Origin of the sequence: Nocardia sp. NPDC057272 (assembly GCF_042668615.1) — a bacterium.
GTDB lineage: Bacteria > Actinomycetota > Actinomycetes > Mycobacteriales > Mycobacteriaceae > Nocardia.
The window spans coordinates 165,180-177,502 of record NZ_JBHUYK010000009.1 but is presented as its reverse complement, the minus strand read 5'-3'; the positions used below and the strand labels follow the sequence as shown (position 1 = coordinate 177,502).

Below are 12,323 nucleotides of genomic sequence, written 5' to 3'. Positions count from 1 at the left end.
GCGGGTTATTCGCTCGGCATCGGTCGCGATCAGCTCGCCCGGCGTTGCGGCTCACCACGGTAGCGGGTGTAGCCGCCGTCGACTTTCAGTAGCTTCCACAACTGTCGGGTCACCGGGTTCATCATGCCGAGTTCGTCGACCAGCGTTCGGATGTCGCCGAAGAATCCGCTGAGGATCCGACGGGAGGTGAGGCTGCGCCAGAACGCGTCGTCGAATACCTCGTCGGGGATGTCGAACTTGGTGGCGAAGGATTTCGACGGCTTGACCAGTTCGTCGGCCAGCCAGCGCATCGCGATCGGGAACGCCACCGCGCAGACCGCGGTGCGTACCGGGCCCATGCGGGCGATGTGGGTGCGCAGGAACTCGTTGGCGAACGAGATGTGGCGCGCCTCCTCGGCGATATGGATCTGCATGATCCGCAGGAGGGCGGGCTGGGTCTCTTTGTCGGAGCGGATCAGCGCCTTCTGATAGTGATCGATCGGTTCCTCACCGCCGAGGATGCCGATGAACAGAATGGCCCAGAAGTAGCCGCCCGCGACACCGATGAACGGTGACATCACCCGGAACATCGGCCGCATGCCCGGCACATCGTCGCCGATGCGATTGACCAGCTCCTGGAACATCTGGATGTGGTTGCACTCCTCGGTCATCTCGTGGAGGCAGTACCGGAATTCGGGGGAGCCGTTGGGCAAGGTCATGGCGTACTGCATCATCCCGCGGATCAGGATGGATTCGAATGCCAGCCCGACCTTGGCCGCGTTGGCTTGTCGCCACCGCCCTATCTCGATCCGGCGCTCCAGCGGCAGGTTCTGATACCAGCTCGTGGCGCCGAGCGGGTCGAGCTCGTCGGAGAGCACCCAGCGAGGATCGTCGCGATCGATCGCCAGTTCCGGTGCGTCCCAGTCGATGTCGAGGTAGGGGTCGAACCGGCGATGGACCGACCCTTCCGACAGTGTGTGCAGGGTTTCGGCGTACTCGGCAGCCGCGGTTTTCGAGAACGTCATTGTTTCTCTCCGTTGTCACCTGGACAGCCATCGAGCGGCTGATCCTCAATGTAAATGTAACGCACTGTCGCAGGTAATTCTAGGGGGAGTCAGTCGGCGCGCGGGATGCGTCCGTCGACGTCGGTGAACCCGTAGTCCTCGGCGAGGTCGGCGACTTTCCAGGACTTCCCGGAGCGAGTCGACCGGCCCGGGTCGGCGGCCAGTGCCACCACGGCACGCCCGGGGAAACGCGGGGTCTCGGCGGTGTCGAGATCGAAGGAGCCTTCGCCGGGCAGGGTCACCCGGCGGCGGCCGTGCTCGTCGGCCGGAATCAGTTGCAGCAGTTCGGTATCGACGATTCCCGGCCAAATCGAGACGGCGGTCGCGCCGGTGCCGTTCAGATCGTGGGCGAGGTCGGCGGTGAGCCGATCCAGTGCGGTCTTGCCGACGCCGTAGACGGCATTGTGCATGTACCGCCGCGCGCCGGGGGAGGAGACATTGACGATGAGCCCGGCCGACTCGATCAGCAGTGGCGCGGCGAAAACGCTGGCCACATAGTGCGATCGCACGCCGATTTCGAAGGTCTCGTCCCAGGCCTTGGGCGGCACGTCCCAGAACTTGCGGCCCAGCCAGCGGGCGGCGGCGGGGGAGTTGTAGACGTTGTTGACCAGTACGTCGAGGCGGCCCTGTTCCTCGCGGACCCGGGCGAAGAGCCGCTCGACCGCGTCGTCGTCGCGGTGATCGCAGGCCGCCGCCACGCCGTGCCCGCCGAACTCGGTGACCATCGCGGCGGTCTCCTGCACGGTGCCGGGCAGTCTGCCCGGCTCGGTGGTGCGCCCGGTGACGTACACGGTCGCGCCTGCCGCGCCCAATTCGAGGGCGATGCCTTTGCCGATGCCACGACTTGCCCCGGTGACGACCGCGACGCGCCCGGCCAGAATCTTGGGTGTTCCGCTCATGACCTCAGGACACTACCGTCAAACCAGAACACGTTCTAGAAATTGGAGGCGGTAGTGGAGCAGAGATTCCTCGACACGGGCGGAATCCGGATGCATGTCACCGAGCAGGGGCAGGGCTACCCGGTCGTGTTCTGTCACGGCTTTCCGCACACCGGGTTCATCTGGCACCGGCAGATCGCAGCCGTGGCCGAGGCGGGATTCCGGGCTATCGCGCCCGACCTGCGCGGGTACGGCCGAACCGAGGCGCCCGCTGATGTCGCCGCCTATACCAACGCGGCCGTGATCGGCGACCTCCTGGCGCTACTCGATGACATCGGCGCCGACAAGGCCGTGTTCGTCGGCCTCGATTTCGGTGCCCAACTGGTGTGGGAACTGTCGCTGCGCGCCCCCGAGAGGGTCGAAGCCGTTGTGGTGCTGAACAATCCGTACTCGCCGCGCCCGCCGCGCCCGCCCTCGGTGTTCTGGACCAAGGCCGCCCAGCGGCACTTCCTGCACCTGTCCTACTTCCAGGAACCCGGTGTCGCCGATGTCGAACTCGCCGCGCGGCCGAGGGAATTCCTGTCCCGCGTCTACTTCTCCCTCTCCGGCGACTACCACTATCTCGACACCTGGAAGAACCCGCCGGGTCTGGGTTACCTGGATGTGCTGCCCCAGGCGCCCGCGCTGCCGTGGACCTGGCTCACCGAGAAAGAATTCGACACCCTCGTCGCCGAATTCGAACGGACCGGTTTCACCGGAGGCCTGAACTGGTACCGAAACCTGGATCGCAACTGGGAGCTCACCGAGCCCTTCGCCGACGCCCGGATCGAGGTGCCGACGTACTTCCTCTACGGCGAGAACGATCCCGACATGGAGGGCTTCAGCGGTCGTGACCCCCTCGCCACGCTGCGTGCCAATGTCACCGATCTGCGTGCGGTGGTGGAACTTCCGGGCGCGGGCCACCTCGTCCACCTCGAGCGAACCGACGCGGTCAACGACTTCCTGATCGCCGCGCTGCGGGAGGTCGGCGTCGGTCAGCGCGCGCGGTCGTAGGTCGGGGCGATCTCGCCCAGCTCGCCGACCTCGCGATGCCCGAGCGTCCACCGCTGCCCTGCGATCCCGTTCCGTGGCAACCGATTCTGCTGCGAGGGCGGCACGGCATCGCTCCACGGCATCGCGCTCGGCCGGAAGACGCGAAGTGGCGGTACTTTTGGTGGGAGGCACATCAGGCGGACCACCGGAAAGGATGCGGCCTCTTGGAGATTGCGCTCGGAACCGATGAACGGGCGGCGAGCTAGTGTTCGCGTGCTGGGGCGATCTGATCCATCGATTCCGGTTCGCGGTACTCGGCGTCGTCGTGGCCGCATTGCTGGCGCTCGGCGGATACGGCCTGGGATTACACGATGAGCTGAGCTCCGGCGGCATGGACGATCCCGGCTCGGAATCCGCGCTGGCAGGGCGCTTGGCCGACACTGCGTTCGGTCGCAACCACGACCTCGATGTGGTGGTGCTCTACACCGCGCCGCCCGGCAGGACCGTCGACGATCCCGAGTTCAGCCGCAAGATCGTCGACAACCTCAACAGCCTGCCTCGTGCGTACCCCGGTGCGATCGCCGGCGTCAACGGCGCCTACTGGCCGACGGAAACGGGCCGGGCGAGTGGTTCCCTGTTCGCCACCGGCGACCGCACCCGCGCGGTCGCCGCCGTGGCCATCGTCGGCGACAACGACACCGAGATGCTGCGCAACACCAGAAAGGTGAAGGACGCCTTCGCGATTCCCGGCGTCGATGTGCAGGTGGGCGGCCTGCAACCGGTGGCGGGAACACTCAACGACACCCTGTCCGACGACATCCGGCGGATGGAAGTCCTCGCCTTCCCGGTGGTCGCGCTGCTGCTGTTCTTCATCTTCGGCGGTGTGGTCGCGGCCGCGCTGCCGTTGATCGTGGGTGGGTTGACGATGGCGGGTGCGAGCGGGATCGTGCGCACCTTCACCTACGTCACCGAGGTGAACTCTTTCGTCGCGCCGGTGGTTTCGATGATCGGCGCCGGATTGGCCATCGACTACGGGCTGTTCATCGTGAGCCGCTTTCGTGAGGAACTCGCCGAAGGCTACGACACCGCGTCGGCGGTACGACGCACGATGACGACGGCGGGGCGCACCGTGGTGTACTCCGCGACGATGATCATCGCCAGCGCGGGCGGCATGCTGTTGTTCCCGCAGGGGTTCCTGAAATCCATCGCCTACGGCGCGATCGCGACCGTGTCGCTGGCGGCGCTCACCGCGATCACCTTGCTGCCCGCGATGCTCGCGATCCTCGGTGCGCGCGTAGATCTGTGGGGCAGCAGACGGCTCCGGCGAACGAAGTCAGCGCACGAGGTGGAGAACGGTTTTTGGGGTCGTAGCACCCAGTGGGTGATGCGGCATCCGGTGAAGGTCGCGGGTGTGCTGTGCGTGGTGCTGGTGCTGCTGATCCTGCCCGCCCGCAACCTCGCCTTCGGTGGCTTCAGCGAACGATATCTACCGCCGGACAACAGCACTCGCGTCGCGCAGGAGCAGATCGACGCGACCTTCCCCGGCCGCCGATCGGATCCGATCGACCTGATCTTCGTCTCCGACGACAGCGTCGCGATCGGTGCGGCCCTGAAACTGGCCAACCGGGCACCCGGGCTGGCGGCGAAGTTCGAACTGCCGTCGCGCTCGCCGGTGCAGTCCGATGTCTACCGCACCACAACGACGCTCACAGACTCCGATGCGGCCGGTGACACCATCGAATACTTGCGCGGCATCGAACTTCCCGACGGGGTCCAGATGCTCGTCGGCGGTGTCCCCACCATCCAGAAGGACAGCATCGACGCGCTGCTCGAGCGCATCCCGTGGATGATCGCGCTCGTTCTGCTCGTCACCACACTGCTGATGTTCCTGACCTTCGGTTCGCTGATCCTGCCGATCAAGGCCGCTCTCATGAGCGCGCTCGGTCTCGGCTCGACGCTGGGCATCCTCACCTTGATCTTCATCGACGGTCACGGCGCGAGCCTGCTGAACTTCACCCCGCAACCCATCCAGGCCAACATGCTGGTGATGATCATCGCCATCATCTACGGCCTGTCCACCGACTACGAGGTCTTCCTGCTCTCGCGGATGGTCGAAGCGCGGGCCGCGGGTGCCTCCACGACGGAGGCTGTGCGTATCGGCACCGCTCACACCGGCCGCATCATCACCGCCGCCGCCCTGATCCTGCTCGTCGTCACCGGCGCCTTCGCCTTCTCCGACCTTGTCCTGATGCAATACGTCGCTTACGGCATGATTGCCGCGCTCATCATCGACGCCACCGTCCTGCGCATGCTCCTGGTCCCCGCGACGATGAAACTGCTCGGCGACGACTGCTGGTGGGCCCCCACCTGGATGAAGGCCGTCCACGCCAGGTTCGGACTGGGCGAATCACCGTCCTCGGCAACGACAGCGGCAGATTGTCGGACCTCTGACATACGGTGACCGAAGATCTGTCACGCCGTGTGTTCGGTTGCCATGAACGGAGTAATGATGAGCCGCCATATTCAGATCACCTTCGACGCGCACGATCCCGCCGCGCTGTCGACCTTCTGGCGGGATGCGCTGGGGTACGTGCATCCGGGGCCGCCGGGGGTCGAGGTGCCCGCCGGGGTGGATCCGCTCGTTGTGTGGGATCAGTTTCTCGCGCGGATCGGGGTTCCGGCGGAGGAGCGGAACTCGAAATCGGCGATCGAGGATCCGGACGGTCATGGTCCGCGGGTGTTCTTCCAGCGGGTACCCGAGGGCAAGGTCGCGAAGAACCGGGTTCACCTCGATGTGCGGGCGGCGCCCGGGTTGCAGGGGGACGAGCGGATGGCGGCGTTGGAGACCGAGTGCGCGCGACTGGTCGCGCTGGGTGCGAAGCGGGTCGAGCGCTTCGAGCCCGAGCCGCCGATGAGTGCCGGGTGGATCGTGTTGGCCGACCCCGAAGGCAACGAGTTCTGCCTCGATTAAATTTGACACTCTTGTCAGAGTTAGCGGCGGGCGGCTAACTTCGACCTCATGAAACACGCTCCGATACGCGCACTGGCCCTGCTCACCACCGGTCTTCTCGCCGGTGCGTTCGGCTACGGTGCCGCGAATCTGGTCCCGACTTTTCGTCGGGTCCCGCTGCAGATGCGCCTGGAATTCCACACCGAGCTCATGCAGAACAACAGCATCAGCATGCAACTCACCATGGCCGCCGCCGCGCTGAGCTGCCTCGTCCTGGCCGTCGTGCAGACGGGCAGGGACCGGGTGCTCGCCGCGGCGGCCGCGCTACTCGTCGTCGGATCGTTCCTCATCACCAGGCTCGGCAACGTGCCGATCAACCACAAGATCAACGCCTGGGCTGTCGACGGGGCGCCCGCCGATTACGCCGACATCCTCGCGCGGTGGGATCTGTTCCACTTCCTGCGGACCGGGACAGCGCTGGCCGCGTTCGCGCTGATCATCGGCCTGGTGGTGTGGCGTGCCGAGGAGCAGAAGCGAGAGTTTCGCCGTGCGGACGAGGGGGTCGGCGCTACCGTGGGTTGACCACGACGACGTGGTCACGTGGCTGCCATGGGAAGGAAGCCCCGCGATGCGGTATTTCGACTTTCGCGGAACATCGATCGCCTACGACGAGGCCGGTGCGGGCCCCCCGGTCGTCTTCCTGCACAACCTCGGCGGCGACCGCCACATCTGGCGCGCGCAAGTCGATGCGCTGCGGCAGACGCATAGGGTCTTCGCGATCGACCTCATCGGCTACGGCGATTCCGACGCTCCCGACGACGGATACACCGTCGAGAACTATCTGGCCATGGTCACCGCGTTCTTCGAGGAGCAGGAACTGCGCGATGTGACGCTGGTCGGCCACTGTTTCGGCAGCGCGCTGTCGCTGCTCTACACGCAGCGCAATCCCGACCGGGTGCGGTCACTGGTGCTGAGCAGCCCGCTGACCCCGGCCACTCTGCGGCCGACCCGCACCGCATGGGCGGCCCTACTGGGGCGGCGCGTGCACATCGACTCACTGCTTGCCCGTGTCCGCATACCCGGCCCGCTGGCGGGACTGATCGTGGCAGAACAACTGGGTTCGGAGAAAGCGCCGCACGCGACGGACATCGTCGCGCACTTGCGCGAGAGCTGGACCGAACCCCGCCGGCTGATGGTCACCGCCGCGATCTCCCGGGAGATCCCGCGGCTCGGCGAACTGGACGAGTTCGTGCCGCCCCACGACTTTCCGCCCATCACCACGGTCTGGGGCAGCCGCAATCGAGTGCTGTGCGCTCGCGCCGGCGCCACGCTGAACCGCACGTTGGCGCCGTCGCGGGCGATCGTCGTCGAGGGCGCGGGGCACCTGGTGATGGTCGAGGCGCCCGATCAGGTCACCGCCGCGGTGCGCGCCGCGACGACGGGCGCCCGCGTCGTCGATTCCTAGTACGAACGGACCACCGCCGGGCGCGAATTTCACTCCACCGCGACATGCGGCGGAGCGGGCGCTGTTGCTCGGTGAACCGAACTTGTCGGTGCGCGAAGTTAGTCTGCTCTCATGGACGGACCGGACTCTGCGCTACGCCGCTTGACCCGCGAGGCAGGAAAGCTGTTGCGGCCCTATGGCTTTCATGGAACGGAAGCATCCTGGACCCAGGTCACCGAAGGCGGGGTCGCCTCGATCCGCCGCACCCGCGTTCAGCGGACCTGGACAGACGGTCAGCAGGCGCTCGGATTCGGCCTCGAGCTCAGCGCGACGCCGACCGCCTGGTGGGAATTCTGCGCATGGCGTGACGCTGCGCGCGACCTCCCGCCCGCGGCGCTCGAACAAGCCACTGGGCCCGGAGTGATCGACAACCACGGCCTGAGCGCGGAGCTGACCGAGTTGTGGTGGCTGCGCGTCGATCCGGCCCACCGGGAGCGCCCCGCGCTCCAGGCCGACGTCGACGCCGTGCGCGCCGACTTGCCGGTGCGCGTCCATGCCTACGCGCGCCGGGCACTGCGATTGCTCGAACCGGACGCCTATCTGGACGAACTGCTGGCGGACCCGAATCCGCGCCCTGCCGTGCTGGAAGCGATCATCGTTCTGCTCGCCGAACACGGACCCGGACCGCGACTCGACGATGCGGTGAACCAGTTCCGATCATCGGTCGCCGACCCGAACGAGCCGGGCGCCGAGGACGTCATCGCCTACCTGCGCGGCCGAGCCGTCCCCGTCTGAGCGCCCTGCTCGGGCAGCCGGACGGACGGCTCGCCATTATCATTCCGCCCGTGGGAGATGCGGTACAGGACGATGCCCGGCGGATTCGCCCCGGCAACCGGAAGGACTTCGGTGTCGCCGCCGAACTCCTGGCGGCGGCGTTGGCGGAGGATCCGGCGACCTTGTGGCTGCACCCGAAGGAATCCAGCCGCAGAACCCGGCTCGTCCGCTCGTTTCGATTCTCGCTCGATGACGCACGCGATTGCAGCGACGGCGTCGACCTCGCGCTCGACAGCACCGGCGCGATCGTCGGCGTCGCGGTATGGCTGGCCACCTTTCACATCCTGCCGCGAGCGACGCTGGGTCGACAGCTGAGATCGATCCACACCTACGGTGCGCACGCCGGACGTGCCGGCGCTGGTGCGCGCGCGACCTACGCGGCCGGTGTGCAGGAGCAGCATTGGCACTTGTTGGCGGTGGGCGTCTCCGCGGCGGCGCGTGGACACGGACACGGACGGGATCTGATCGCGGCGGGAATGTACCGAGCTGCCGCAGACGGTGTCCCCGTGCACCTGGAAACGACGAATCCCCACAACCTGTCCTTCTATGAACGCCTCGGATTCGAGACGACCGGGGTGCTCGACCTTCCAGGTGGTGGCCCGCGCAGATGGCTCATGCGTCAAGTGCCGCAACCGATCCCGAATCCCGCCCGGGACAGGCGGCCGCGCAATACCTGAAGTCGCTACGAAACGCGAGAAGTTCGTGATGGAAATTGTTGTGGAAATCTATGATAATTCCGCGGAATGGGAATTGGAACGTCAAAACCTGTGCACGGTGATAGCGGTTTGCATGGTGACCGTGATCTGATCGAGATGTCCCGAAGCTGGGATGCTTCACAGAGTGCAAATAAGGATGACCGTATGAACTCCAGAATCTCCCGTCCGCTCGCCGTCGCCGCGATCGTGCTGTCCGCCGGTGCGATCGGCGCAGGCACCGCCACGGCCGCGGCGCCTGCGCCCGTCTCGGGTTCGGTGGAAGTGTGTGTCCCCCTTCCGCTCCCGGTGCTCGAGGTCAGCTTCTGCCTGTAACCGACTGACACGGCTAAATGCGGCGGTGGCGACACCGTTCACGGAGTGAAGATGTGCGCGGCTCCCGTTCGGATCCGCCACCGCCGCATCGTTGTGGACCCGCAGGCCCGCGGGTTTCTTTGTCGGAAAGCATCATTGATCCAGCCTTCTCTTACTCTTTGTCACAAGTGAAGGTTGGACGGGGGATTGTCGTTCACGGTAGTTTGGGGGCTTGCCCAGTGATCTGGGTGGGAAGGATTCATCATGGCTGGCGCAACTTCCATCGAGCCGTTCCTGACCGTTTCGGGGCGGCCCGTGTCGAACCCCTTGAAGGATGTGCGGACGATATCCCGCCAGATGGTGGTGCATTTCATCGAGAATGTCGTGGCGTGCGGCACGCTGCCCGGCGAAGCGCTCGACGGCGACGTCACCACGGTGACCCGCGTCTGTCTCGAGCTGACCAGGAGCATGCTCGACGGCCGCGATATCCCGGGACGGGTCGAGCGAGTACAGGCCGCCGCCGCCGATTGGGCGCGCGAGGGAATCCCGATCGACACCATTCACGACGCCGTGCACGAGGGCTTCAAACTCGGCTTCGATCTCGTCATCACCAATGTCACCAATCATGACTACGACACCGTGGTCGGGGTGGCTCGGCGATTGATGGACGCCCAGAAGATGATCACCTCGGCGGTCTCGGTGGCCTACGTCCGCGAATTGCGATCGGTGGACAGCGAGCATCACACCGCGGTGCACACCCTCACCTCGGCGCTGCTCGGCGGCCAGAACACCTCGACGATGGCGCGCGAATGCGGCATCGAGGTCGCCGATCGCTATCACGTGATGGCACTGGAACTACCGCCGCACGCGGAGGAATTCGATCCCACCCTCGACGCCAAAGTCGTCGCCCGACGCAAATTGCGCCGCGTGCAGGCAGAACTGGCGGACCGCTGTGAAGGGAAGGTGCTGTCGCTGTTGAGCGTGGACGGCGGCACGCTGCTGTTGCCCGCGCACGAATTCACCCAGGTGGAATTGGATGAGCTGATCGTGCACCTGTCCGCCGCGGCGCAGGTGCCGGTGCGTGCGGTGGCGACGTCGGCGACGCCGCCCGAAATCCCGCACGCCGCCGAGCAAGTCCATGAACTCGTCGAAATCGTGCATCGATTCGGTGGTCCGAGCAAGGTATATCGCCCGCACGAATTGGCCTTCGAATATCAGCTGACCCGGCCGGGCCCCGCGCGCGACTATCTGAGTTCCATCGTCGATTCCCTCGAAGCGCATCCGGAACTGCTACGCACGCTCGAGGTGTACATGTCCACGAATATGCAGCGGGCGCGGACCGCTCGCATGATGTTCATCCACACGAACACCGTCGATTACCGATTGAAAAGGATCGGCCAGATGACCGGGTTCGACCTCAACGACGTGTCCGGTCTGTGTCATCTGCGCGCCGCTCTGTTGATCCGGGCCCACCGTGGGTCCGGATCAACAGAGCTCTATCGAAGCCCGAGCGAAACCAGTTCGCGCGCAGGCTGATCACATGGGATAGAGCGGGTGCTTACGCGGGTTGAACTCCGGCTTGACCGGCGGCTTGTCGCGCAGCAGGCGCAGTGCGTGCCGGATCTCGAGGCGGGTGCGTGAGGGCTCGATCACCGCGTCGATGTAGCCGCGCTCGGCGGCGACCCACGGGGTGGCGATGGTCTCGTTGTACTGGTTGATCATGAAATCGCGCGCCGCGGCGCGGTGTTCCTCGGGGACAGCGGCCAATTGGCGTTTGGCGGCGAGGTCGACCGCACTTTCGGCGCCGATCACGGCGATCCGGGCCGTCGGCCAGGCGAAGCTCACGTCGGCACCGACCTGACGGCAGCCCATCATTCCGTAGGCGCCGCCATAGGACTTGCGCACCACCAGGCTGATGATCGGTACCGTCGCCTCGATGATCGCCCGCGGCATCCGGCCGCCCCGGATGATCACGCCCGCGTCTTCCTGATCGAGGCCGGGCAGCACGCCGGGAGTATCGGTGACGAAGATCAGCGGGATGTTGAAGGCGTTGCACAGCCGGATGAAGTAGGTGCCCTTGTCGGAGCACGCGGCGTCGACGGACCCACCGAGGACCAGTGGCTGATTGGCGATCACGCCGACCGGGTAGCCGTCGACCCTGGCGAACCCGGTGATCAGGTTCGGGGCGAAAGCCGCTCGGATCTCATGGAATTCACCATCGTCGAACAGGCGCAACAGGACGTCGTGCATGTCGTACCCCGCACGATCGGAATCCGGGATGATCGTCTCGAGTTCCAGGTCGTAGGCGGTGATGTCGGGTTCCAGGCCGGGATTGACGACCGGCGGCTGTTCGAGGCAGCTCGACGGCATGTAGCTGAGGTAGTTGCGGGCCCAGTCGAAGGCTTCCTGCTCGTTGTCCGCGACGTGATGCAGGGTGCCACGTTTGGCCTGCACCTCCGCGCCACCGAGCGCCTCGGCGCTGATGTCCTCACCGTTGACGGCCTTGATCACGTCGGGCCCGGTGACGAACATGTAGGTGTCCTTCGTGCCGACGAGCACGTCGGTATTGATCGGCCCGTAGACCGAGCCCGCCGCGCATTTGCCGAGCATGATCGACACCTGCGGCACATAGCCCGACAGCTTCTCCAGAACCCGGGTCATATCGCCGAACGAGGCGAGCGAACCGGCCGCGTCCTGAACCCGTGCGCCGGGGGACTCGTTGATCGTCACCACCGGGCACCCGTTGTCGAACGCGAGTTTCAGCGCCTGCATGAACTTGCGCGCCGCCGTGATACCGACCGATCCGCCGTACACGGTCGGATCATGAGCGATCACGATCACTGTCCGGCCGTGGATCAGCCCACGACCGGTCACCAGTCCGTCACCGTAGAGGGCATCAGGCTGTCCGGGCTGTCGTGCCAGCGCTCCGATTTCGATGAATGTCCCAGGGTCGAGCAGCATGTTCATCCGCTCGCGAACGCTCGGAACGCCCTTCTTCGCTCGCTTGGCTACGGCGGCCTCACCTGCTGGTTCCGCGGCGATCGCCAGAATCTCGGCCAGCCCGTCGAGCTTCGCCTTGGTACTTACCACGCTTACTGCCACCTTCCAACCAACTCAAATGCTGTGCGCGACGGT

Annotated in this window: 12 protein-coding genes; 9 read left to right on the top strand and 3 right to left on the bottom strand. The window is 65.9% G+C overall.

Annotated elements, in window-relative coordinates; all coding sequences use genetic code 11:
• Positions 1-29: 29 nt before the first annotated feature.
• Both ACFULV_RS15615 and ACFULV_RS15610 read right to left on the bottom strand, forming a co-directional pair.
• Positions 30-1,004: a diiron oxygenase gene (locus ACFULV_RS15615; protein ID WP_378657045.1), complete on the bottom strand. Its 975-nt coding sequence runs from the start codon at positions 1,002-1,004 to the stop codon at positions 30-32.
• Between the two features lie 89 nt (positions 1,005-1,093).
• Positions 1,094-1,942, bottom strand: coding sequence for an SDR family NAD(P)-dependent oxidoreductase (locus ACFULV_RS15610; protein WP_378657042.1), 849 nt, complete (start codon positions 1,940-1,942; stop codon positions 1,094-1,096).
• A 90-nt stretch (positions 1,943-2,032) separates the two neighbouring features.
• Here ACFULV_RS15610 and ACFULV_RS15605 point away from each other — a divergent pair, with 90 nt between their 5' ends.
• The 9 genes from ACFULV_RS15605 to ACFULV_RS15565 all read left to right on the top strand — a co-directional run bounded on the left by ACFULV_RS15605 (position 2,033) and on the right by ACFULV_RS15565 (position 10,724).
• Positions 2,033-2,974, top strand: coding sequence for an alpha/beta fold hydrolase (locus ACFULV_RS15605; RefSeq protein ID WP_378657142.1), 942 nt, complete (start codon positions 2,033-2,035; stop codon positions 2,972-2,974).
• Between the two features lie 244 nt (positions 2,975-3,218).
• On the top strand, positions 3,219-5,414 hold the full coding sequence (locus tag ACFULV_RS15600; RefSeq protein WP_378657039.1) for an MMPL family transporter: 2,196 nt from the start codon (positions 3,219-3,221) through the stop codon (positions 5,412-5,414).
• A 48-nt stretch (positions 5,415-5,462) separates the two neighbouring features.
• Positions 5,463-5,924 (top strand): VOC family protein, encoded by a 462-nt coding sequence (locus ACFULV_RS15595; RefSeq protein ID WP_378630152.1) that lies wholly within the window; start codon positions 5,463-5,465, stop codon positions 5,922-5,924.
• 48 nt (positions 5,925-5,972) lie between these two features.
• Positions 5,973-6,485, top strand: coding sequence for an anthrone oxygenase family protein (locus ACFULV_RS15590; RefSeq protein ID WP_378657036.1), 513 nt, complete (start codon positions 5,973-5,975; stop codon positions 6,483-6,485).
• 46 nt (positions 6,486-6,531) lie between these two features.
• The gene (locus ACFULV_RS15585; protein ID WP_378657033.1) at positions 6,532-7,368 is read left to right on the top strand and encodes an alpha/beta fold hydrolase; all 837 of its coding nucleotides are present in this window, start codon (positions 6,532-6,534) and stop codon (positions 7,366-7,368) included.
• A 111-nt stretch (positions 7,369-7,479) separates the two neighbouring features.
• Complete coding sequence (locus tag ACFULV_RS15580; protein WP_378657031.1) at positions 7,480-8,142, top strand: hypothetical protein; 663 nt, start codon at positions 7,480-7,482, stop codon at positions 8,140-8,142.
• 50 nt (positions 8,143-8,192) lie between these two features.
• Positions 8,193-8,858 (top strand): GNAT family N-acetyltransferase, encoded by a 666-nt coding sequence (locus ACFULV_RS15575; protein ID WP_378657028.1) that lies wholly within the window; start codon positions 8,193-8,195, stop codon positions 8,856-8,858.
• A gap of 183 nt (positions 8,859-9,041) precedes the next feature.
• A complete protein-coding gene (locus ACFULV_RS15570; RefSeq protein ID WP_378657025.1) occupies positions 9,042-9,209 on the top strand; it encodes a hypothetical protein in 168 nt (55 codons plus the stop codon).
• A gap of 243 nt (positions 9,210-9,452) precedes the next feature.
• Positions 9,453-10,724, top strand: a complete 1,272-nt coding sequence (locus ACFULV_RS15565) for a PucR family transcriptional regulator (RefSeq protein WP_378657022.1) — start codon at positions 9,453-9,455, stop codon at positions 10,722-10,724.
• Here ACFULV_RS15565 and ACFULV_RS15560 read toward each other — a convergent pair whose 3' ends face one another.
• Entirely contained in the window at positions 10,725-12,278 is a 1,554-nt protein-coding gene (locus ACFULV_RS15560; RefSeq protein WP_378630165.1) for an acyl-CoA carboxylase subunit beta, read from the bottom strand. It abuts the gene before it with no gap.
• Positions 12,279-12,323 lie beyond the last annotated feature (45 nt).